Source organism: Chryseobacterium sp., from assembly GCF_008831505.1.
Lineage (GTDB): Bacteria > Bacteroidota > Bacteroidia > Flavobacteriales > Weeksellaceae > Marnyiella.
The window spans coordinates 88,877-111,628 of the sequence record NZ_CP044507.1; the positions used below are offsets into that span (position 1 = coordinate 88,877).

The window sequence follows — 22,752 nt, forward strand, 5'->3', positions numbered from 1 at the left end:
GTTTGTTAATTAATCATTATTTCCTCCTTCGGATAGCGGTAATTAAAATATTTCTCCCTTTTTGCAAGAGCTATGAGCAGAGACAGCATACTCACCCTTCCAATGAACATTACTGTTATAATGATCAATTTGCCTGCCGGCGTAAGTGTGGGTGTTAAATTTAAACTTAGTCCAACTGTGGAATATGCAGAAAACACTTCAAAAGCTAAGCTCATCAGATCTTTATCTTTTTCTGTGAGAACCAGCAGAAAGATGGCAAACCCAATAATTATTAAGGAGAGGGCGATAATAGCAAAGGCACGCTTTACTGAATTATCACTGATCTCCCTCCGGTAAACCTCTGTCCTGCTCTTGCCTCTGGCGAAAGCAATAATGTTGAGAATTGCGATTGCAAAGGCAGTAGTTTTAATACCGCCACCTGTGGATGCGGGCGAGGCTCCGATCCACATCAGTAACATGCAGATCATAATGGTTGGGCCACTTAAACTGACCATGTTAACGGTGTTGAAACCGGCTGTTCGGTTTGATGCTGAGATGAAAAACGCCTCTACAACAGTCCCAAAATAGGTGTGATTTTTCAATGCGCCGTCCTTTTCAAACAGGTAAATCAAGGCCGTTCCTCCGACTAGAAGAACTGCAGTAGTGATCAGAATTATCCTTGTGTTGATATTGATGACCCATGGAGTATATTTGTACCTTTCTCTCGTAATTTTAGCGAAAAGTATATTTTGGATTAGATGATGCATATATTTATACACATTGTATACGATGGGAAATCCAAGTCCACCGAAGATAAACAGGAAAGCGATAGTAAGGTGTAATGAATAATTGTAATCATATCCAGGTTCGCTTAATCCCCCAGTAAGCGTGGAAAATCCAGCATTACAGAACGAAGATATGGAATGAAAAACGGAAAACATGATCCCATTATTCGTGGAGTTACCCAAAAGACTCCTATCAAGCGAAAGATAAATAAGTGCAGCTCCCAGCAGTTCTACAGTTACAGTGATCACCAAAACCCTTTTCAGTGTATTGAAAACATCGCCGAGTTTATCTGAACTTGTCATTTCGCTGAGGCTGATCTGGTTTTCAAAGGACGATCCTCCACGAAAAAAATAACTGAAGTAACTTGCAAACGTCATAATTCCCAACCCTCCGGTCTGAATCAGGGCCAGAATAATTATTTTTCCGAACACCGTGAAGTCTTTTGCAGTATCCAATGTTACTAAGCCGGTAACACACACTGCACTGGTAGAGGTAAAAAGCGCATCGAGCACACTTATTTCTTTCGTAGTTGCATTAGGCATAAGCAGCATTGCGGTGCCAAGAAATATAATGCCTATAAAACTGGAAATAAATAATTGTGCAGGGTTTATAAACGTCCTTTTAAAATTGATGTGAAGGCTTGAGAAATCTCTGATAAAGCACAGTACGATAAGCAAATAAAGGAGTCTCTGATTCACGAACCTTAAATTTCGCGAATCTAAAAAATTATATTCCAGCCGTGCTGCGTAATACAATATCACTAACAGGATTATAATTATTTCCAGTGGCCAAAGTTTCCTAGTAGCCCGGCTCTTTTTATAAATATTGTAATAAAAGATATTAAAAATGGTAAGCAGAAAGCTTAAATCATAGAAGTAAATTACTTGCGACCGGTACAGGAGTTCCTTATAAAATCCAGCTTCGATAATCATGAGACCGAAGGCCAGAAAGCTGGTATAAAATGAAAAAGTATTAAGTCTGTTATTCCACATTTTTTATAATAGGAAAGCAAATGTATTCAAAATTACTCCGGGGGCGTTCGTTTCGCCCGAAAATAGTAAATTTTTAAAACGAGATTTCATATAGGTTAAGGAGCTAAGTCCGACCCTGCTTTTAAAATTCGATATAGAAGAAGTCCATTATCTAACCTTCTCTGCGTTAAAGAAATTCGGATTCCTCACCTCGCTCTTTTTTAAGAAGCCACTATAAGACAACTGCCTTGCAAGGGAAGTCTTTGGTTTAAAGCTCAGGAATCCTGTAGGTCTGGCCGCAGGTTTTGATAAGGATGCGAAATGTTCTCGGAACTTTCTAACCTTGGTTTTGGTTTTATTGAAATAGGAACACTTACGCCAAAGGCACAGCAAGGTAATCCCAGGAAAAGACTTTTCAGGCTGGAGGAAGATTCCGCGATCATTAACCGTTTGCGCTTCAACAACGGTAGGTAGATTCAGCTGTGGAACGGCCTAAAGAGAAAAAAAAGAAAACTAATTCCGCCTCTTATTATTTAGAATTATTTTAAAAATTATAGCTTAATGCTACCCCAGTACCTGCCGATTCCAGTTTGAAATGTGGCCGGAATGCTGTGGGCTCACCATTCTCTAAAGCCAAAGCCTTTTTTGCCTGCTTGTCTGCAGCATAGGCAAAAGGGATTCCAACTCCCACCAGGCCCGCACCAATCCCTACAACAGCCCAGCCTCGGGAGGGTTTATTTTCGTATACCACTCCATTTCTAACCTCGGTCTTTTTGCCGGAGAGCGCGGGTACGATACCAAAACCGATCAGGAAGCCACCGGCATAGCCGAACACATTGGATACGGCAGCATTTGTTCTGGCTTTGTGGAAAGTGCTTGCAGCGTTGGGATCTTTAAATACACTACGGAATTCTTTCAATTTGTAGGTTTGTCCATCCTTAACTAATTTGTTTTTTTCCATTGTAACCTGTGCGGTCCCGAGTGTGAAGCTGAGCATCATCCCGAAGAGAATCATTTTTTTCATGGTGTTTATTTTTATTTTGCGGCAAAAATAGTGTTTTGTTCAATTGAATTGAGATAATTCCGGCCGACTTATGTCAGTTTCAGCAACTATTTTTTCGAATTGGTGGATTGCAGGATTGGTGGCTTGCTCATATACTGCTGCCTTTCCGTTATTATAAGACAGGAGGGTGGGGTGTTAGCTGCACGGATAGAGCAAAAAACCCTATTTTTGTGTTTCAAAATTTTCGCATGTATAAAAGCTTTATCCGCCCTTTATTATTCAAATTTGACCCTGAAGAAGTTCATTATTTTACGTTCTCTGTTTTGAAGAATTTTAAATTTCTGACTTCAATTGTATTTCCGAAACCAATTGTAGACAAGCGTCTTGAAAGGGAGGTTTTTGGATTAAAATTTAAAAATCCTGTAGGTTTGGCCGCGGGCTTTGATAAGGATGCGAAAATGTTCTCCGAACTTTCAGATCTCGGTTTTGGCTTTATTGAAATAGGAACGCTGACTCCCAAGCCTCAGGATGGAAATCCTAAGAAGAGATTATTCAGACTAAAGGAAGATTCGGCAATCATTAACCGGATGGGTTTTAATAACGGTGGTGTAGATGCTGCGGTGGAACGTCTGAAGAAAAATAAAAACGTGCTTATTGGCGGTAATATCGGAAAGAATAAAATCACGCCCAATGAAGAGGCCGTCAATGACTATATTATCTGTTTTGAAAAGCTTTTCCCTTATGTAGATTATTTTGTCGTAAATGTAAGTTCACCCAATACGCCCAATTTACGAGCTTTGCAGGATAAGGAGCCTTTAACTAAACTTTTAAGTGAACTTCAAACCCTGAATGTTGCTAAGGAAAAACCCAAGCCAATTTTGCTGAAAATCGCGCCTGATCTTACTGATGATCAACTAATGGATATCATCGATATAGTAAAGATAACCGGAATTGCGGGAGTAATTGCCACCAACACGACTCTTTCGCGTGAGGGTTTGAGATCTGAAAACAAAGTTGAAAGTGGGGGTCTTTCAGGCAAACCGCTCACCAAGCGTTCGACTGAAGTGATACGTTTCCTCTCCGAAAAAAGCAATAAAGCATTTCCAATTATTGGTGTGGGCGGTATTCATTCTGCTGAGGATGCTTTGGAAAAACTGGAAGCCGGCGCAAGCCTGGTACAACTGTATACCGGCTTTATTTATGAGGGACCTGAACTGATCCATGAGATAAACACTAAACTTCTTCAAACAGAAAAGGAACCTGTGTTTTAAAGCTTGCTGTTCGCAAATCAGATAAAAAAGTTGCTTACAGTATAAATAATCAGTCCCACCAGACCTCCCACAAGTGTTCCGTTTACACGTATAAACTGAAGGTCTTTTCCTACTTCCAGTTCAAGTTTTTCGCTTAGTTCTCTGCCTTCCCAATTGCCCACAGTAGAACTGATTAGGTGTGACGCCTGGTGCGTATTCTTCAGGATGTATTTGTAGGCCGTAACGCGCACCCAATGATCGATTTTATACTGTAGTTTCTCGTCGGTCTGAAGATTTTGCGAGAGTTCAGACAGGTTTTTCGTCAGGTAGCGTTTCAGGGCCGAATCTTCTTCCTCCAATTCCTGTGTTAAAGACTGTTTTATCGAACGCCAGATATCTGCTGAATACTCCTTGAGTTTCACATCTGTGAGGAAGTCATTCTTGATATTGCGGAACTCATCTTCCCATTTCTTCTCGGACTGGACCTCCTCAGAAAAGGCAAAAAGTTTAGCCGTAATTTCTGCACGTAAGGAGTGTCCCGGATTATTTTCAACCTCTTCGAAGAATTTTGAAAGCCCGTTGGTAATTTTATCCGCAATTGTATCATCAACGAATTTTGGAATAAGGAAATAGCTTTCTTTCTGTACCCTCTCCTTCACTATTTGCTGGTTGGTCAGTACGTATTCCTTTATCTGTTTGGCAAGACCCGTGATCATTTTCTGGTGATCTTCCTTCTCAACTAAATATTCTATTCCGCTGCCAACTATGCGGTTTATTTTCAGATCGTTGGTCATTTCCCTCGCCTTTTTTGCGATAAGTTCTGCCGCTGCGTCATCATCCAGTTTATGCAGGATGTTAAGAACCATTTTTGAAAGTTCACCAACGAGGTTTCGCTGGTTTTTCTCTTTTGACAGCCACTCTCCCGCAATATTTGAGATCCTGATTTTCTGAATATAAGGGCGTATGTTTTGAGGTGACAGGAAGTTTGAGACCACGAAGGTCCCAAGATTATCACCAATGCGCTCCTTACTGTTTTGAATCAGGTTGGTATGCGGGATCTTAAGTCCGAGGGGATGATGGAATAGTGCGGTCACCGCGAACCAGTCGGCGAGTGCACCTACCATAGCTGCCTCAGAGAAGGCCCGGATATAGCCTATCCAGTGGGCTGGATTCTGCTTTTCCAGCACGGTCGTAATTACAAATACGACGGCCATCAATACAAACAGTCCGGTGGCAAACATTTTATATTTCTGTAGCTGCTTACGTTTTAGGTGATCGTTCATATCTCAAATTTATGTAAATCCTACTGAAAGCAGTGCTGCTATTAACATGCCGATACTATAATGTACCGGCAAATTTGACCACAAGTATTATACTGAAGCCGTTTTAATATTTATACCTAATTTTGAAGATATTTTGAACAGAATGAAACCTTTGCTTTTCCTGCTCTTTCTGATTAACATGCAGATGTGTACACAGTTAAACCAATCCGAAAATACTAAAGTTATGCAAAATACTCCCAAAAATCCTTATTACTCCAGAACAGACCGTACAAAACTTACCGTCACAAACGCCGAATGGAAAAAGATCCTGCCACCCGACCTGTATGCAATTGCCCGCGAAGCCGATACGGAAAGACCTTTTACCGGAAAATATAATGAATTTGATGAGCTGGGTGATTATTACTGTGCAGTTTGCGGTAATCATCTTTTCCGTTCGGATTCTAAATTCTCGTCTACCTGTGGCTGGCCAAGTTTTTTTGAGGCTGATAAGGAGGGAGTGGCTTATAACCGTGACTCCAGTCATGGGATGGAAAGGATTGAGGTAGTTTGTAAACGCTGCGATTCACACTTGGGTCATGTCTTTAACGACGGTCCGCCACCGACAGGGATGCGTTATTGTATGAATTCTGTGAGCCTTGAATTTGTAGGTGACTCCCAAAAATAATAACAAATTGTAGCGCAAAAACTGTTAAATTCTCTTAATTAGAGTTAAACTTTTGGGATGTAACCTCCTGAAGGATATCGTTATGTAATTTTGCCGCACCAATCAATTTAACATAATAATATGCGTAATTTACTTCTGGCTGTCTCAGCCACCTTTATACTGACCACCTCCTTTTACAGAGATACCCGCGAAGTTTCTGCTGACAATACTATTGAAAATCCTGTGCCGCTTTCGTCCGAAAGTGAAAATTCACCTGTACTTAATGTTGATGCTGCAGCTGAACTCTACAAGACAATCAACTTCGGAAGTGGCAATAAGATGAATGAAGAAGTTTTCGGGAAGGCTTTTCAGGGATATTCAAACTTAATGAAAGCCGGAAAACTTGATAACGGTGCGGGCATTCTGACCGTTTGTGATTTCTCACTTTCATCAACAAAGAAAAGATTGTGGGTTATTGACATGAATTCTAAAAAGGTTCTTTTCAATGAGTTGGTAGCCCACGGAAAGAATACAGGAGAAGAATTTGCGACAAAATTCTCGAACACCGAAAGTTCACTGCAAAGCAGCATGGGTTTTTATATTACGGAATCTACTTACAATGGTTCTAACGGTTACTCGCTGAAGCTGATCGGGATGGATAAAGGCTACAACGACAACGCGTACAAACGTGCCATCGTAATGCATGGTGCCGATTATATTAGTGAGGAATTCATTAAGGCACAGAACAGGATTGGCCGCAGTTGGGGCTGCCCCGCCGTGGCACGTGAACTGGCGGAACCTATAATCAACACCATAAAAGGTCAGAATGTGCTCTTCATCTACTATCCGGACCAAACATATCTGGAATCTTCTGAATGGCTTAAGGCATAACTGCTATAATACATAATAAAAAGGGAAGCCGGCGTATGCTGACTTCCCTTTTTTTATTACCCAAACTACTATCAGAATTTGAGGTCGAGGCCTATATAAAAATTGGCCGGCATAATGGGTGCGTACACCATTCCGCCGTCAAAATAATTTCCAAAAGGATTGGAGGCATCAATAATGGGATTGTCCTGGGTAAATGATGTCAGGTTTTCGCCGCCCACGTAAACTCTGATGTTTTCCGAGAAGTCACGCGAAATCTGCGCATTCAGCGTCATGAAAGGATCTGAAGTGCGAGCCAGTTGAAATTGGGAAGGATTGGATGACAGGTTGGGCAGGTTCTGCTTTCCTACATACTGAAGCGTGGTGTCAAAAGACCAAAAAGCCTTTCTTTCATTGGCTTCGGTGCTGTACGAGGCATTAAAAAACCCTCTGTTCTTAGCCATAAAAGGTATGTTTCTTCTGCCTTCCAGATAATCTGCCTGCACATCATAGTATTTGTAAGCCAGACGAAGGTCCAGGTTTTTAGCCGGTGAAAAGTCCAGCTGGGTCTGGAAACTGTTGGCAAAGGATTTTCCGTTCAGATTGTAGAATACAATTTTCTGTGGAGATACGTCAAGGTCTGTCAGGACCTGATTCTGGAAGTCCGTACGGAAGAAATCAGCTACCAAAGTAGCTTTCCTGCTGAAAAGGTTAAATTCCTGCTGTAGGCTGGCACCGTAATTCCATGCAGTTTCAGGCTTCAGGTCATATATCTTACCGCCATTTCCCAGTATTTCGATTTGCCTGTTGGACGCAAAATACTGCTGGTTTTCAGCAAAGACATTCGCTGTGCGGAATCCTCTTCCGGCCGAAAGACGAAGTATGGTCTTCGGTGTAAAATCATATTTAAAATTAACACGCGGTGTGAACTGCGTTCCGGCCAGATTGTGAAAATCGGCTCTGGCCCCGGCCACCAAAGTGTATTTTTCTCCTGTTAGGGTGTATTCCAGGAAGAGTCCGGGAACAGTTTCTGTGCGGCTATAGCCCTCCTGAAGATATACTTCATCAAATTTATCAAACAGGAAACTCGCACCGGCTTTGTATTTGTGGTTGGTGTTTCCCAAGATGCTTTCAAAAATCAGATTGGAATAAAAGGTGCTTTGCTTGCCCAAATAATTCCTGTTTCCGAAGAAACTGTCCTGTTCGTGATGGCTGTACTGGTTCATCCAGCCGATACTTTGGTAGGGTTTGCCTTCAAAAACATACCCCGTCTTGTTCCAGATGTCAAATTTAGCCAGGTCAATTCCGATACCATAAAGACTCTGCTGAGACTGGTCAGTATGTCTGTCATAGTCTTTCTGTCCACCGTGTCGCTGATCCTTAACGAAACTGATTCCGAAGTGAGTCCCCAGACCCGAATTTTCCAGGTCATTGTAATTAAGTAAATAAGCGGCATTGATCTGGTTGCCTGTGGGCTGGTCCAGGAAGCCGTCGTCATTTGTGTCCATTTTGGCTACAGTTGCATTTCCGTGCAGAAGTACTGTCTGATTCCATTGGCCGGTAAGCGCGCTTGTTGATGTGATATTAGTTTCAAACCTTCCGTTGGCATCGCCAAAGAAATTAAGAGCTGTTTCCGGAGCTGTCTGAAACTTCAGGAATTCAGTATTGATTTGTCCGGTTATACTTTCATATCCGTTGGTTACCGTACTTCCGCCTTTTGTCAGCTGTATGCCGCCAATCCACCTGCCCGGGATTAAGTTTAGTCCGTAAGGTGAGGCCAAACCACGTATTGAGGGCAGCAGTTCCCTTGTGAGCGAGGTGTACTTCTGGTCCAGACCTAACATTTTCAGCTGTTTTGTGCCGGAAACAGCATTACTGAAAGAAACATCTACAGTTGCATTCGTTTCAAAACTTTCTGATAGGTTGCAGCAGGCCGCCTTCAGCAATTCTTTTTGGCCAATGTTAAAGGTTAGACCCGCAGATTTGCGGCTTAGTGAAGTTGCTTCTTCCTTCTTGGTGATCAAGACACCGTCTATATTATGGTCAATGTGGTCCTTATGCTGGGTAAAATCCTTGGGAGCTTGCTGTTCATCGCTGTGAACCAGATCACTCTTTACACCAAAAGCCAGTTCGCGGTCGTAGAGGCAGCATGCGGGCAAAGCATTATACACAGAATCCTTTGCCAGGAATTTTTCATTGTCGTGACCAGCTTCTGCAATTTTCTGCAGAATAATGTCTGAAGATGTTTTTGATGGGTCAAAATTGAGCACCACAGTCTGGGTCTCAGAATTCCAGTCCGCAGTTGTGGCGCCGGCGTCTTTGGCGGCCTTTTCAATCCTGGCTTTGCATGAACCACAGTTTCCTTTTACAAAAAATGTATTCGCAGGTAAGGCGGAAACACTGGCTTGCGGTTCTATGTTGGTCGTTATAAACGAAGGAGTCCTTTCGTACAGGCAGCAGCCGGGAAGGTTACTGTACACTGAGTCGGGAGCGGTATATTTTTCATTGTCGTGACCAACCTCGGCGATTTTTTTAAGTATCGTATCTCCAGTAACCCTGGCAGCGTCATATTTTACACTCAGCGTTTGGGTGTTGGCGTTCCAGTTGGCGGATGCCGCACCGGCGCTCTTTGCGGTGGTTTCTATTCTGTCTTTACACATACCACATTCACCTTTTACTTTGAAGGTGGATTCGGTAATGGTTTGGGCATTTAATAACTGAGTGAAGAAAAGGGATATAATCAGAACACTTTTTAATAAAGTTTTCATCGTAAAAATTTAGATTAATTAAAAGAGAATTTGCCCAGTGAACGTACCTTGGGCATAGAATCGGATAATTAACCTATTTTAGGAGGTTGCCAGATTTTGGCTGCGGCATCGGAAAGTTCGGGGCTTAAATAGCTAAAGGCCTTGCTGTTGTCTGCAGCGGATAAGGTGTTATCTGTTACCTTAATGTCCTGTGCAATGGAGGCAAAAACCGTGGTAGTGGAGCAGGATTTGCAGCTCGTACAGTCACCTCCACAGGATTTTTTTTCTCCACTATGACAAGGCTTGCTATCACTTTCAGGAGAGGGACAGCAGTCTGCGGAACCGGAAACAGAGCAGCAGTCCTGCTGGAGGAGTTGAGCAAAGAGGTTCTGCTTAGGCATTACAAAAATACCCAAACAGAAAATTAAAATCAGTATGTGAAGTTTCCCTGCCATTTAAGGCACAAAATTAGGCAATTTATTTTAAAGGTGCGCCTACGGCGATATCACATCTGTGTCCGGGCTGGCCATGGGCAGGGTTAAGACCCGCTTTTCCGGTGGTCGCAGCTGCCGGTTTGTTTGCAACGTTATACGCCATTGGGTCTGGTGTACCAGTGGCGGGAACTATGCTGGCAGGTGTCGCCGTGCCTGTAGTACTTTTGGCAGGGCTGTTAAGCGGTGCCCCAACGGAGATATCGCACCTGTGGCCGGGTTGGCCGTGTGGCGGGTTCATGCCGGGAGCGGTAGTAGGTGGTGGTGTTACATTATAAGCCGCGGGATCTTTCTTCGCCGAATTAGGATCTACAGTAATGGACTGCTGAGCAGCAGGGCTTTTTGCGGCAGAATTAAGTGGTGCACCTACAGGAATCTCGCATTTATGTCCGGGCTGTCCGTGTGGAGGGTTGGTGCCGGGTGCTGTTTGCTGTGCTCCGGCGGTGTTCTGTGCCACGCCGGGTACCGATGCCGTTCCACCTGCAGGTAACAGCATATTTGAGGCTTGGGCCTTTGCTGCATCAGCTTTGCTGTTTGTGGAAGCTGCAGTGTTTGAATCCTTAAGATAAGTGGGCTTCTGGTCTTTGTCACAGGAGTTGAGAGCCAGAATACTTGCGATTATAAATAGTGTACTAATTTTCATGTTGTTATCTTCTGATTCAGCAAAAATAGCAAATTCTGCTGACTTTGCAGTATCTGTTTGTTTTTTGTAAAATTCTCGTATTTTGAACGGTTTACAGCTTGAAAAAATTACATTTGCAGCTAAAATAAAACTAAAGTACTTATGAAAAATGTATTTGTATTGATCTTTATGGTCTTTTCTGTGGTGTTGTTTTCTCAGGACAGGAAAAGTTTAGGTCAGGATTTTGTGAAATCCATGTTCTCAGATAATGAAAGTGAAAGGGCGTATGCAATGTTTGACTCAACGATTAAAGAACAGCTTCCGCCGTCCGAATTTAAAGAATTGGGCTCTCAGATCACGGGTCAGACCGGAGCTTTCAAAAAAATCCTTGATGTAAACAATGAGGAGGATACCTATTATTTTTATTCTGAATTTGAAAAGACCAGTCTGGATGTTCAGGTCACCTTTAACAAAGAGAATAAAATTGCAGGCTTTTATTTCGTACCTCATAAAGAATTTGCAGCCGAAAGTAAGAAGTAAGACCGTAATTTAAAAAAGACAAACAGCAAAAACACCTCGCAGTACTGGACTGCGAGGTGTTTATAATAATAATATTGAAGGATTAGTTTTTTACCAGCAGGCGGAAACCCTCGCCGTGTACGTTAATGATCTCAAGACCCTCATCATCGCGAAGCAGCTTCCGCAGTTTAGCGATATAGACGTCCATACTGCGTGCTGTAAAATAATTTTCCTTTTTCCAGATTTTCCTGAGTGCCAGATCCCGCGGCATGAAATCGTTTCGGTGCTGACAAAGTAGCTTCAGGAGTTCGTTTTCCTTTGGTGAAAGTTTATATTCTTCATCGCCCACGCGGAGTTGCCTCAACATGGAATCGAAGAAAATATTACTGATCTTGAACTGTTCCTGTTCGTCATTTTCTACCGCTGCGCTGCGCTGCAGGATGGCCTTGATCTTATACAGCAGTAATTCCGTATCAAAAGGCTTTGTAATATAATCATCAGCTCCCAACTGATACCCCTTCAGGATATCTTCCCGGAGGTTTTTGGCAGTAAGGAAAATGATGGGTGTGTTCTTGTCTATCTTCTTCACGTCTTCGGCGAGTGAGAAGCCGTCTTTCTTAGGCATCATCACATCAAAGATGCAAATGTCGAATTCATTCTCGGTAAATTCCTTCAAACCCTGCTCTCCATCCACTGCAAGGGTCACCTCGAAGTTATTGATGGTTAAGTAGTCCTTCAGAACTGCGCCAAAACTTTGGTCGTCTTCTACCAGTAGGATCCTGTTATTCATTTTATTTGTTTTTTATTGTTTTACTGTGTTTTATACATGATTCATAGGTAGTTTTATGGTGAAAGTACTTCCTTTTCCTTTACGCGATTCTACCAGAACCTGTCCTTTATGGAGTTCAATGATTTTCTTTACGTAGGACAGACCTAAGCCCTGACCTTTCACATTGTGGATGTTACCTGTTTCCTCTCGGAAGAACTTATCAAAAATCCGTTTGTTGTTGTCCACATCCAGACCAATACCTTTGTCTGAAATTTCAATTACATACCAGTTTCCTTCATTTTTGGTCTTTACATTTATCTGAGGTGTTTCCGGCGAATACTTATTGGCATTGTCCAGAAGGTTGATCAGTGCATTGGATATATGGAATTCGTCCACTTTCACAATATATCGGTCTGCCGTGAACTCCTGTTCCAGCGTACCGCTGCGCTGTGCAATGATGAGGCCGAAACTTTCGGTAATTTCTTTGATGAGGTTTCGCAGGTTTGTTTCCTTCAGGAAAAGCTGTACTTCGTTTCTTTCCAGCTTGCTCATGTTCAGTACATTTTCCACCTGCTTTTTCATGCGCAGGTTTTCCTGTTTGATGAGTTGCGAATAATACTTCACCTTCTCCGGGTTGGTGGCAATTTTATCATTGGCCAGCGAATCTGTAGCTACCGAAATGGTGGCCAGCGGCGTCTTGAACTCGTGCGACATGTTATTGATGAAATCCGTTTTAACCTCAGCAATTTTTTTTTGCCTCATCATGTAATTGATGGAAATAATGTAGATTCCAAGGATGGTGAGCAGAGACATAAAAGTTCCCAGCAGCATAGGAAGATTGTTTTTGGCCAGTGAATAGCCTTTTCTGGGAAATACTAAGGAGAGGCTGTAGATGGTCCGGTCTTTACTGTCGGAAAAAATGGGGTAAGTGTAGCTGTCGGCATTTTTCTCCACTTTAAAGATCTCATTGGCTACCGGAGTCAGATTGTTCCGGCTGTCCAGAATTCCGTAGCCGAATTTGGTATCTATGCCCTTAAGGCGGAGTTCCCGCGATATCACAGAATCCAGTACTTCGGGCACAACACGTTTTTCCACCGGCTGATTAATTCCTATAAGCTGCACAAACTCTCTAAGCGTATATTCGCCGCTTTGTATGGACCTGTTCAGGTCTTCTGTAAGAAGTTCGGGCGCGGAGGAATCTCTACGCAATCGTACAAGTGCCTCATCGGTGTACATGGTAGTCACCTTCAGGCTGTCGCCGCGGTGTGAAATGGGAATATCCTTATTTTCAATAATATTCTTGGAGTAGGTTATGGTACGACGGCTGGCCGAATCCTCCACCTGCTGGATGGCTGTTATTGAGGGCTGAGTGCTGGAAGTGACGTCTTTGTCCAGATTTTTATACTGCGCATAATACTTTTCAACCTCTATATCCGTCATTTTTTTGGCTGATGATTCCAATGCCGCGTGCACCTTATTCGAAAAATCCTGTTCCAATGCTTCATAGTAGCTTTTGAGCCAGTAAAACTGCAGCGCAACAAAAACCACCAGAGAGATGGTCATAAAAACAGATATGATGGGAATAAATTTATTGTTCATGAACCCGTTAAATTTCAGGTGTTAAAATTACTGATTTTAAGAATGTAAATGCAAAAAGGGGGCTGGAATAATAATAAAATTTTCTTAAAAACGCTCATTTTAACGGTTTATTGTGAATGCTTCGGCATGGTTATAATTGTTTTGAATTCTAATGTTTAAATTTGACATAAAATAACTCAGGATGAAAGACAGAACAATTGTACAGACGGACCGTGATGCAGCCACGATGTTTATAATGCGGGTTTTCAATGCGGATGTTTCTGCTGTATGGGAACATTTTTCCCATAAGGAACTTTTGGACCGCTGGTGGGCACCAACTCCCTGGAGATGCGAAACCGGGAGTTTAGACTTTAAGGAAGGGGGTGTATGGCAGTATGCAATGGTGGGACCGGCAGGTGAGCGCCATTATGCCGGAGTTCGCTACAATGAAATCATGTTCCACCGCAGTATTGCCTGGTCTGATTATTTTTCGGATTCTGCCGGCAATATGGACAGCAACAAACCTGTGGTAGACTGGCTGATAGGCTTCACCGGCGTGCAGGAAGGTACAAAGCTCACCGTAAATCTTCATTTCAGATCAGCGGAGGATATGGAAGAGATTATCCAAACCGGTTTTGAAGAAGGTTTCAAAGCTGGTTTTGATAATCTCGAAAGATCTCTGCAGGGAGGTATGCAGCCAAGCAGCGTTTAAAACAGATCTTCGTCTGTAAAGTACTGGATGATGGCTTTTTTCATCAGCAGTTGCTGCTCATTGGGCTTAAGTTCGGGTAATGCCTCCACTTCACTGAAATGTGGAAAGCCTTCTTTGTCATAATGCGAGAATTTATAGTAGCCAAATGGCTCAAGTAACCTGCAAACCGCAATATGCAGGATGTTGAGCTTATCATCTTTTGTGTATTTCTGCGGCCCGCTGCCCAGTTCCTGAACACCGATCAGAAAGAGAATGGTGTCCAGCGACGGATGTTTTTCGGTATCAAAATTTTCAACAAAGAAACTCTCAACTTTGGTCCACAGCTCTGCTTCGCTCAAATTATTCATGTTGTTCTTTTTTCCAGTTTTAGTAAGAATGCAAACTCCAGCGCGTCTTCTTTCAGGCTCTCAAAGCGGCCGCTGGCACCTCCGTGTCCCGAGCTCATGTCGGTTTTGAATAAAAGGAGATTGCTGTCGGTTTTCAGCTCTCTTAGTTTCGCTGTCCATTTGGCAGGCTCCCAATACTGTACCTGCGAATCGTGAAGACCTGTTGTGATAAGCAGGTTTGGGTAATTCCTGGCCTCCACATTATCATAAGGTGAATATGATTTCATATAATGGTAATATTCACTCTCATTTGGATTACCCCACTCATCATATTCACCCGTGGTAAGCGGTATGGTTTCGTCCAGCATTGTGGTCACAACATCTACAAACGGTACCTGAGCAATTACACCGTTGAAAAGTTCCGGTTCAAAATTGATTACGGCACCCACGAGTAAACCTCCTGCCGAGCCGCCCATCGCATATAAGTGCCTGGATGACGTGTATTTTATTGAGATCAGATGTTTCGCGACATCGATAAAATCGTAAAAGGTGTTCTTTTTCTTAAGCATCCGGCCTTCTTCGTACCATTCGCGTCCCAGGTACTCGCCACCGCGGATGTGAGCAATGGCATAAATGAAACCCCGGTCCAGAAGGGATAACCGTACGTTAGAAAAACCTGCGTCTACTGTATGGCCATAACTTCCGTAACCGTACATCAGCAATGGAGTATCGGGGCTTTTGGCGGTATCTTTATGGTATACCAGCGAAACGGGGATCACAGTTTCACCATCCCGTGATTTGGCCCAAAGTCTTTCCGAAATATAGTTTTCGGGGCTGAAGTTGCCTCCCATTACCTCCTGCTGCTTCAGCAAGGTGGTTGTCCGCTCTTCCATATCGTATTCGTAGGCTGTCGTAGGTTGTGTCAGGGAGGTGTAACCATAACGCAGTTTAGTGGTGTCAAACTCCAGGTTGAGACTTATAAATGCTGTATAGGTTGGGTCAGAAAATTTCAGGTAGTGACTTTCTCCGTTCCGGGAATCGGTCACTTTAAGCCGTAGCAGACCTTCTTTCCTTTCTTCCAGCACAATGAAATGCCTGAAAATTTCAAAGCCCTCCAGCAGTACATCCTCACGGTGTGGTACAATATCCCTCCAGTGGCTGATATCCGGTTTGGTTACCGGTGTTTTAACAAGTTTAAAGTTAAAGGCATCATCAGCATTGGTGATTATATAAAAGTCATCACCAAAATGTTCTACAGAATATTCCAGGTCTTCAGTTCTGGGCTGAAGGATTTGCCAGGAACCCAGTGGGTCGCTGGCAGAGATAAATCGGTGCTCGTCTGAGAGCGTGCTTGAACTTCCTATGAAAATGTACTCAAGGGATTTTGTTTTGTAGACGGTTACGTCATACGCCTCATCCTGCTCATGATAAACTTCTTCATCGTTTTCCGGGCTGCTTCCAATCCGGTGCCGGAACACTTTGTATGCGCGCAGGTTTTCGTCCTTTCGGATATAGAAGATATATTGGTTGTCTGCCGACCATACCGCTTTACCCGTACAGTTTTCAATGGTGTCAGGCAAGAGTTTGCCCGTGTTGAGGTCTTTTATCTGAATGGTGTAGATCCTCCTTCCCACGGTGTCGGTGGAGTAGGCTCCCAGGCGGTTATCCGGGCTGGCTGCGGCGCTTCCGAGGTCAAAATAATCATGGCCTTCTGCAAGCTCGTTGGCATCCAGCATAATCTCTTCCGGGCTTTCAAGGGTGAGGTGTTTCCTGCAGAATATGGGATATTCCTTACCTTTCTCATACCGTACAATATACCAATACCCGTTGAAGAAGTAAGGAATGGATTCATCATCCTTTCTGTACCGGGCCTTCATTTCACGGTAAAGTTCCTCCTGAAGTTCTTCTGTGTCCTTCATCACAAACCCGGCATATTCATTCTCGGCCTGCAGATAAGCAGTCACTTCCGGATTATCTCTTTCGTTCATCCAGAAATAAGGATCTACACGGCGGTCACCATGGATTTCGAGGATTTTTTCTATTTTCTTTGCTTGTGGGATATTCATTTGTTAATAAAAGGATTCAAAGATAGCTATTTCGCGTGGTAGGCCAGGCATTGCTTATGACAGTGGCTGTGTATGGCTCCGTTCTGTGGTTCACAATCTAACAAAAAATCCGTCCCAGCCAGGAACGGATTATACAGCATAATAGCCTAAGGTATTATTTGTTCATATTTCTGATGTACTTCTCTATTGCCATGGTCATAGAAGGAGTTTCCTTCGTAGGAGCCATCACATTGACCATCAGTCCGGTTTCTTCAGCGGCACTTTGTGTGGTTGGGCCGAAAACAGCGATCTTGGTTTCGCCCTGTTTGAAATCTTTAAAGTTCTGATGAAGCGACTTTATACCCTGAGGACTGAAAAATACCAGCATATCATAGTCCTGTATGGAGATATCTGTAAGGTCGGAACAAACCGTTCTGTACATGATGGCACGGGTCCAGTCTACGTTCGCTTTGTCCAGGATTACAGGTATATCCGGACTTAAGACATCCGAAGATGGCAGCAGGTATTTCTCTGAAGGGAACTTTTTGAACAGAGGTGCCAGGTCGGCGAATGTTTTTTCGCCAAAACTGATCTTTCTTTTTCTGTAAACAATATGTTTCTGAAGATAATTCGCAATAGCTTCACTCTGGCAGATGTAACGCATAGAATCCGGTACGCTGAAGCGCATCTCTTCAGCAAGACGGAAATAGTGGTCAATAGCGTTTTTGCTCGTAAAGATAATTCCCGTAAACTGAGCAAGGTCAATCTTCTGTGTTCTGAGTTCCTTGTTGTCCAGACCTTCCACATGAATGAACGGACGGAAATCTATTTTGATTTTTTCCTTCTTCGCCATTTCCAGATAAGGTGAAGATTCACTTGGTGGCGGCTGAGAAACAAGAATAGATTTGATCTTCATATTAATTTGTGTTTAAAAAAATAATAATTTCCAAAGCGCCAAAACAGGTATAAATTGGAGCGTGCAAATATACAAAAATTTATAATACCACTCGTTGGGCAGAATGTGATTTTTGTGGAAGATGTAATACACCGTTTTGAATATGAAAACAAAACCGAAAAACGAAATGTAATATATTAGTGCTTCGCTTTTATCAATAGGAAAATAATAATGGCTGATACACAATCCCATAAGCACCAGCGAAAGCACGAAGTAAAACCTTGTAGCAGTGAAACAGAAAGCGTTCCAGCGTCTGGAGAAGCCTACGCTCTGGTAAAATAGGTAGCTTAGCATAGCTTTAACAAGGTAAAACAAGACCAGGGCAAGAAATGTAAATCCAAACTTATTAAACTGCAGGCCTAAGAATCCGGGCAGTGAAAGGAATCTGGGCACGGTGGGCACATACTGTGAGATCAGCGCAGCGGCACTAAGGCAAAGTACCAGAGAAACGATGGCCCAGGTAACGATAACATTACTGGCATCAGCGAAATCCTGCATCAGAAACCGCTTAAGATTTATGCCCCTGTGCAGTGATGACAGCATGAATACGTAAAGAAAGCATGATGCCAGCAGCAGAGCAATTACCCAGTCATGGCTTTCGGTGAGGCGAAGTTGGTTGGTAAACCCGGTTACTGCAGTTAATTGGAACATTTATGCAAAAATAGGATTATTTTAAAAACATAATGCAGTCTTGATTTTACACTATCTTTGCACCCGGAAATGAAGAAACTCGTTATTATACCTACCTATAATGAACAGGAAAATATCGAAGCCATAATTGCTGCGGTGTTTGCTCTTGATCAGGATTTCCATGTCCTGGTGGTAGACGATTCCTCACCCGACGGAACCGCCGGTTTGGTGAAAAAGCTGCAGGAAAAGTATCCCCATCACCTGCATCTAAGCATCAGGAAAGTAAAGGATGGATTGGGCAAGGCCTACATTCATGGATTCAGGTGGGCTCTGCAGAACGGGTATGACTATATATTTGAAATGGATGCGGATTTTTCGCATAATCCTGCGGACCTGCCGCGAATGTTTGAAGCCTGTCTTCAGGCTGATATGAGCGTGGGTTCGCGCTACTCCAACGGGGTTAATGTGGTAAACTGGCCTATGGGGCGAGTCCTGCTTTCCTATTGTGCCTCCAAATATGTCCGGTTTATCCTGGGTATTCCGGTTCATGACACCACGGCCGGCTTTGCCTGTTTTTCCCGAAAAGTGCTGGAGGAAATAGGTCTGGATAATGTCAATCTCAAAGGCTATGGCTTTCAGGTAGAAATGAAATTCAGGGCCTATAAAAAAGGGTTTAGGATCGTTGAGGTTCCCATCATTTTTATGAACCGTGTAAAGGGAGAGAGTAAGATGAATGGCGGAATCATAGGTGAAGCCGTCTTCGGGGTGCTGCATCTGAAGTGGCAGTCATTAATCGGTAAATTGTAATGCTGATGAAACGGTTGGTCCTTTTTTGCCTGTTTGGTTTTTTCCTTTCCTGCTCAGATTATGTGGAAAGGCCGGCAAATCTGCTTTCTGAAGATGAGATTGCTGAAATTGTTGCAGAAATTACCATACAGGAAGAACTGTTGAGGGTTACACAGAACAGTAATATGGAGAATGCCACGCGTCTTGTACTGCAAAAGTATAAGGTAAGTGCGGCAGATTTTACTGCCAGCTATAAATATTATGGCAGCAGCCGTAAACTGGAGTCGATTTTAGAGGAATCGCAGGAGATTATTAAAAAACGTCATCCGAAGGCGGAAGCCTTTATTGAAAAAGAACTTAAGAAAAATAAAGTGGAAGAAATTCCGCGTAATTGATATGCAGCCATTTTTTCAAATAGATAAAAAGTCAGAAGGAAAAGCACGCGCGGGCTTACTCACCACGGATCACGGGCAGATACAGACTCCCATCTTTATGCCGGTAGGAACTGTTGCCTCAGTGAAGACAGTTCATCAGCGCGAATTAAAGGACGATATCAAGGCCCAGATTATCTTAGGAAATACCTACCACCTGTTATTGAGACCCGGTATGGACATTATGACAAAGGCGGGCGGTCTTCATAAATTCATGAACTGGGAACTGCCAATACTTACCGATTCAGGAGGTTATCAGGTGTTTTCGCTCGCTGCCTCACGGAAGATGACTGAAGAAGGAGTGAAATTTAAATCTCACATAGACGGCAGCGTGCAGTTTATTTCTCCGGAAAAGTCAATGGAGATCCAAAGACAGATTGGTGCCGACATTTTCATGGCTTTTGATGAATGTACACCTTATCCCTGCGGTTACAGCCAGGCAAAAACATCTATGGAACTCACCCACCGCTGGTTAAAAAGATGCATAGACTGGTGTGCAGATAATCCCGAAATGTATGGGCACCGTCAACATCTTTTTCCCATTGTACAGGGTTCTACCTATGCCGATTTACGTAAAATTTCCGCTGAGGTCATTTCCGAAAGCAATGCTGTGGGAAATGCCATTGGAGGACTATCCGTTGGTGAACCCGAGGACGAGATGTACCGCATCACTGATATCGTTACAGATGTGTTGCCCAAAGATAAGCCGAGGTATCTTATGGGAGTGGGCACACCCTGGAATATTCTGGAATCAATTGGTCTCGGTATAGATATGATGGATTGTGTAATGCCCACCCGAAACGCACGAAACGCAATGCTTTTCACCTGGAATGGTGTTATGAACATGAAAAACCAGAAATGGAAAGATGATTTTTCGCCGCTGGATGAGTTTGGAACCAGTTATGTGGACCGGGAATACAGCAAAGCTTATGTGAGACATCTGTTCGTTTCCAAAGAATATCTGGCGAAGCAAATTGCCTCTATCCATAATCTCGCGTTCTATCTGGATCTGGTAAAAGTAGCCCGTGAGCATATTATTGCGGGTGATTTCTACAAGTGGAAGGATTCCGTAATGCCGGCTCTCCGCCAGCGCCTGTAAATATTGAGCAACTTCATGGGGATTGTAGACCGTTATATCATCAAAAAATATCTTGGAACCTTCGGTTTCATTTTGCTGCTGCTCTCCACCGTCGTTTTGGTAATAGACGTGCAGGCTAAGAAACCGCGTATTGAAGAGAACGGTTTTCAGCTTTCTGAATTCCTGACCCAGTATTATCCATTCTGGATCATTTACCTTATAATGACCTTCATGTCTATTCTGGTATTTATTGCTGTGATTTTCTTTACGTCCAGAATGGCCAATAACACTGAGATTGTTGCAATTATAAGCAGTGGCGCCAGCTTTCACCGGTTTGCCAGGCCCTATTTTATAACCTCGCTTTTTATAGGTCTTTTTTCACTTGTCATAAACCACTATGTTCTGCCCTGGGCCAATATCCAGAAAAACGAGTTGGAAGCCTATACAATGAACGCACGAAAAAGGGAGCAGATTATTGGCAGCGCACCGGTTTCCGCGCAGATTAATGTCAATGAGTACATATTCATTCACAGTTATAACAAGAAGGAAAAACGCGGGTCAGGCTTTGCTTACCGGAAATACGATAAAGACAAGAGGCTTGTCTATCAGTTGCTGGCTTCGGAAATGTACTGGGACGAGGCCAAAAAACATTTTGTGCTGAACAGTTTTCATGAAAAAACAGTCCAAAAAGACGATTCTGAGAAATTAAACAACGGTCCCGAGATTTACCGAAAGTTTGGCTTTCCGCCTGAAGAACTCTTTCCGGACCAGCTTTTAGGACAAACCAAGACCACTCCGGAACTCATCCGCTTTATAGACCGGGAACGCGAGAAGGGTAACAGCAACCTGAATACCTACCTGAACGAACTTTACCAGCGTACTGCCATGCCGGTTTCGGTAATTGTGCTCACCTTTCTGGCACTCTCACTGGCTTCGGAAAAGAAGCGGGGTGGTTTGGGTGTTAACCTGGCTATCGGGATTGCGCTGGCCTTCATTTTTGTATTCTCGTTCGAAGCGCTTAAGGTAGTTTCAGAAAACAAGACACTTCCGCCGGCCGTAGCCATGTGGCTGCCCAATATGGTATTTGCGCCCCTGGCGGCCGTACTTTATTTCCGGAGAGCCAATCAGTAAAGCATCTCTATTTCCTTGTGGTAAAACTTCTGCAGACCCTCATGCTCAAGTTCAATCCATAAGTTACCGTCTTCATCTGCAGTGGAAATCATGCCATTTTGTCTAATGTTGTCTTTTCGGAAAACCGCAACCTCATTTCTTTTGTACAGACATGAATTATAGTCCTGCAGAATGCCTTCGGGACCCGCAGTCTCACTGAACCTACCCAAAAGGAAGGTGTACATGCTTTCAGCCACATCAGTAAGGTTAAAAAGCGTGCCCGTCTGCGTTAGAAGGGACCCGGCCCTGGGAAGGTCGCCAAAATCTTCCTGCAGAACATTCAGTCCGATACCCACAATGTAGTACATACGGTTATTTACTTTTTTTTTCTCAATGAGAATTCCACAAACCTTTTTATGGCTGATTATTAAATCATTGGGCCACTTTATTTTCACTTCATTTCGGGTCAGATTGGCGGTAAACCGGCGTATATTAAGTGCGGTATAATAGTTGAATAGTGAATCGGACAGTTTAACAGAGCTAGCGGGGACAGCCAGTGAAAGGGCAATATTTTTGCCCGCGGCACCTTCCCATCTGTTTCCATACTGACCGCGGCCGTTATTCTGGAAAAAGGTACAGAGGCCTGCAATTTCAGCGGATCCCGGTCGGAGGAAGTTCACGACTTCGTCATTTGTAGAGCCGCACTGTGGCAGGTAATTCAGCATGGTCATTTAAGAAAGTTTTAAGACTGTTGAGAATGTTAAAGTAAAGAAAAAAGAATAAATTTGCAGATTATACCAATTTTTAATGAATAACAACACAAATAAGCAAGCACTAATAGATAAAATCGTTGATGCGGTACAGGATACCAAAGGAGAGGACATCATGATTTTCGACCTTTCAAAGATAGAAAATTCCGTAGCGGAAACTTTCATCATCTGCAGCGCAAACTCCAATACACAGGTTTCGGCAATCGCCGGGAATATCGAGAAAAAAGTTCGTAATGATCTTCAGGAACGTCCATGGCATGTGGAGGGTTCCGAAAATGCCATGTGGGTACTGGTAGATTATGTATCAGTAGTCGTTCATATTTTCCAGAAACACATCCGCGAGTATTACGAGATAGAAGAGTTATGGGGCGACGCCAAGATCACCCGCATTGAAGCTTAAT

23 protein-coding genes and 1 pseudogene are annotated in these 22,752 nt (G+C 43.2%); 11 read left to right on the forward strand and 13 right to left on the reverse strand.

Annotated elements, in window-relative coordinates; translation table 11 throughout:
* Positions 1-5 precede the first annotated feature (5 nt).
* Positions 6-1,757: a TrkH family potassium uptake protein gene (locus tag F7R58_RS00440; RefSeq protein ID WP_158063060.1), complete on the reverse strand. Its 1,752-nt coding sequence runs from the start codon at positions 1,755-1,757 to the stop codon at positions 6-8.
* Positions 1,758-1,872: 115 nt separating this feature from the next.
* Here F7R58_RS00440 and F7R58_RS00445 point away from each other — a divergent pair.
* Positions 1,873-2,204: pseudogene (locus tag F7R58_RS00445) on the forward strand (dihydroorotate dehydrogenase (quinone)); the annotation flags it as partial.
* A gap of 76 nt (positions 2,205-2,280) precedes the next feature.
* Here F7R58_RS00445 and F7R58_RS00450 read toward each other — a convergent pair.
* Positions 2,281-2,760: a hypothetical protein gene (locus F7R58_RS00450; RefSeq protein ID WP_158063061.1), complete on the reverse strand. Its 480-nt coding sequence runs from the start codon at positions 2,758-2,760 to the stop codon at positions 2,281-2,283.
* A gap of 227 nt (positions 2,761-2,987) precedes the next feature.
* On the opposite strand from F7R58_RS00450, the gene F7R58_RS00455 reads away from it, so the two are divergent.
* Positions 2,988-4,010 carry a quinone-dependent dihydroorotate dehydrogenase gene (locus F7R58_RS00455; RefSeq protein WP_158063062.1) on the forward strand — a complete coding sequence of 341 codons (1,023 nt, stop codon included), beginning with the start codon at positions 2,988-2,990 and terminating at the stop codon, positions 4,008-4,010.
* A gap of 17 nt (positions 4,011-4,027) precedes the next feature.
* Here F7R58_RS00455 and F7R58_RS00460 read toward each other — a convergent pair whose 3' ends face one another.
* On the reverse strand, positions 4,028-5,272 hold the full coding sequence (locus tag F7R58_RS00460) for a DUF445 domain-containing protein (RefSeq protein ID WP_158063063.1): 1,245 nt from the start codon (positions 5,270-5,272) through the stop codon (positions 4,028-4,030).
* 184 nt (positions 5,273-5,456) lie between these two features.
* Here F7R58_RS00460 and msrB point away from each other — a divergent pair, with 184 nt between their 5' ends.
* Both msrB and F7R58_RS00470 read left to right on the forward strand, forming a co-directional pair.
* Entirely contained in the window at positions 5,457-5,936 is a 480-nt protein-coding gene (gene msrB, locus F7R58_RS00465; RefSeq protein ID WP_410493623.1) for a peptide-methionine (R)-S-oxide reductase MsrB, read from the forward strand.
* 120 nt (positions 5,937-6,056) lie between these two features.
* Positions 6,057-6,806 (forward strand): murein L,D-transpeptidase catalytic domain family protein, encoded by a 750-nt coding sequence (locus tag F7R58_RS00470; protein ID WP_158063065.1) that lies wholly within the window; start codon positions 6,057-6,059, stop codon positions 6,804-6,806.
* A gap of 71 nt (positions 6,807-6,877) precedes the next feature.
* Here F7R58_RS00470 and F7R58_RS00475 read toward each other — a convergent pair whose 3' ends face one another.
* The 3 genes from F7R58_RS00475 to F7R58_RS00485 all read right to left on the reverse strand — a co-directional run bounded on the left by F7R58_RS00475 (position 6,878) and on the right by F7R58_RS00485 (position 10,663).
* Positions 6,878-9,550: a TonB-dependent receptor domain-containing protein gene (locus tag F7R58_RS00475; RefSeq protein WP_158063066.1), complete on the reverse strand. Its 2,673-nt coding sequence runs from the start codon at positions 9,548-9,550 to the stop codon at positions 6,878-6,880.
* 68 nt (positions 9,551-9,618) lie between these two features.
* On the reverse strand, positions 9,619-9,984 hold the full coding sequence (locus tag F7R58_RS00480) for a hypothetical protein (RefSeq protein ID WP_158063067.1): 366 nt from the start codon (positions 9,982-9,984) through the stop codon (positions 9,619-9,621).
* Positions 9,985-10,006: 22 nt separating this feature from the next.
* Positions 10,007-10,663 carry a hypothetical protein gene (locus F7R58_RS00485; RefSeq protein ID WP_158063068.1) on the reverse strand — a complete coding sequence of 219 codons (657 nt, stop codon included), beginning with the start codon at positions 10,661-10,663 and terminating at the stop codon, positions 10,007-10,009.
* A gap of 141 nt (positions 10,664-10,804) precedes the next feature.
* On the opposite strand from F7R58_RS00485, the gene F7R58_RS00490 reads away from it, so the two are divergent.
* A complete protein-coding gene (locus F7R58_RS00490; RefSeq protein ID WP_158063069.1) occupies positions 10,805-11,182 on the forward strand; it encodes a DUF3887 domain-containing protein in 378 nt (125 codons plus the stop codon).
* An 82-nt stretch (positions 11,183-11,264) separates the two neighbouring features.
* On the opposite strand, the gene F7R58_RS00495 is transcribed toward F7R58_RS00490, so the two are convergent.
* A complete protein-coding gene (locus F7R58_RS00495; RefSeq protein WP_158063070.1) occupies positions 11,265-11,951 on the reverse strand; it encodes a response regulator transcription factor in 687 nt (228 codons plus the stop codon).
* 30 nt (positions 11,952-11,981) lie between these two features.
* Positions 11,982-13,529 (reverse strand): sensor histidine kinase, encoded by a 1,548-nt coding sequence (locus F7R58_RS00500; RefSeq protein ID WP_158063071.1) that lies wholly within the window; start codon positions 13,527-13,529, stop codon positions 11,982-11,984.
* Positions 13,530-13,710: 181 nt separating this feature from the next.
* On the opposite strand from F7R58_RS00500, the gene F7R58_RS00505 reads away from it, so the two are divergent.
* Positions 13,711-14,220 carry an SRPBCC domain-containing protein gene (locus F7R58_RS00505; protein ID WP_158063072.1) on the forward strand — a complete coding sequence of 170 codons (510 nt, stop codon included), beginning with the start codon at positions 13,711-13,713 and terminating at the stop codon, positions 14,218-14,220.
* On the opposite strand, the gene F7R58_RS00510 is transcribed toward F7R58_RS00505, so the two are convergent.
* The 4 genes from F7R58_RS00510 to F7R58_RS00525 all read right to left on the reverse strand — a co-directional run bounded on the left by F7R58_RS00510 (position 14,217) and on the right by F7R58_RS00525 (position 18,197).
* Positions 14,217-14,567 (reverse strand): hypothetical protein, encoded by a 351-nt coding sequence (locus F7R58_RS00510; RefSeq protein WP_158063073.1) that lies wholly within the window; start codon positions 14,565-14,567, stop codon positions 14,217-14,219. The two genes, F7R58_RS00505 and F7R58_RS00510, sit on opposite strands and share 4 nt — an antisense overlap.
* Positions 14,564-16,612, reverse strand: coding sequence for a S9 family peptidase (locus F7R58_RS00515; RefSeq protein WP_158063074.1), 2,049 nt, complete (start codon positions 16,610-16,612; stop codon positions 14,564-14,566). The genes F7R58_RS00510 and F7R58_RS00515 overlap by 4 nt, the downstream gene beginning before the upstream one ends.
* A gap of 154 nt (positions 16,613-16,766) precedes the next feature.
* Positions 16,767-17,507 (reverse strand): uroporphyrinogen-III synthase, encoded by a 741-nt coding sequence (locus F7R58_RS00520; RefSeq protein WP_158063075.1) that lies wholly within the window; start codon positions 17,505-17,507, stop codon positions 16,767-16,769.
* 12 nt (positions 17,508-17,519) lie between these two features.
* Positions 17,520-18,197 carry a DUF4271 domain-containing protein gene (locus F7R58_RS00525; protein WP_158063076.1) on the reverse strand — a complete coding sequence of 226 codons (678 nt, stop codon included), beginning with the start codon at positions 18,195-18,197 and terminating at the stop codon, positions 17,520-17,522.
* A gap of 69 nt (positions 18,198-18,266) precedes the next feature.
* On the opposite strand from F7R58_RS00525, the gene F7R58_RS00530 reads away from it, so the two are divergent.
* The 4 genes from F7R58_RS00530 to F7R58_RS00545 are packed head-to-tail and all read left to right on the forward strand — an operon-like array spanning position 18,267 to position 21,602.
* Positions 18,267-18,983 carry a polyprenol monophosphomannose synthase gene (locus tag F7R58_RS00530; RefSeq protein ID WP_158063077.1) on the forward strand — a complete coding sequence of 239 codons (717 nt, stop codon included), beginning with the start codon at positions 18,267-18,269 and terminating at the stop codon, positions 18,981-18,983.
* Between the two features lie 5 nt (positions 18,984-18,988).
* On the forward strand, positions 18,989-19,357 hold the full coding sequence (locus F7R58_RS00535; RefSeq protein WP_187695244.1) for a DUF4296 domain-containing protein: 369 nt from the start codon (positions 18,989-18,991) through the stop codon (positions 19,355-19,357).
* Between the two features lies 1 nt (position 19,358).
* Complete coding sequence (gene tgt, locus F7R58_RS00540; protein ID WP_158063079.1) at positions 19,359-20,492, forward strand: tRNA guanosine(34) transglycosylase Tgt; 1,134 nt, start codon at positions 19,359-19,361, stop codon at positions 20,490-20,492.
* A 15-nt stretch (positions 20,493-20,507) separates the two neighbouring features.
* Positions 20,508-21,602, forward strand: coding sequence for an LptF/LptG family permease (locus F7R58_RS00545; protein WP_158065321.1), 1,095 nt, complete (start codon positions 20,508-20,510; stop codon positions 21,600-21,602).
* On the opposite strand, the gene F7R58_RS00550 is transcribed toward F7R58_RS00545, so the two are convergent.
* The gene (locus tag F7R58_RS00550) at positions 21,596-22,312 is read right to left on the reverse strand and encodes a biotin--[acetyl-CoA-carboxylase] ligase (protein ID WP_158063080.1); all 717 of its coding nucleotides are present in this window, start codon (positions 22,310-22,312) and stop codon (positions 21,596-21,598) included. The genes F7R58_RS00545 and F7R58_RS00550 overlap by 7 nt on opposite strands.
* A gap of 76 nt (positions 22,313-22,388) precedes the next feature.
* Between F7R58_RS00550 and rsfS the strand changes: the two genes are divergently transcribed.
* Positions 22,389-22,751, forward strand: a complete 363-nt coding sequence (gene rsfS / locus F7R58_RS00555; RefSeq protein WP_158063081.1) for a ribosome silencing factor — start codon at positions 22,389-22,391, stop codon at positions 22,749-22,751.
* Position 22,752: the final 1 nt, after the last annotated feature.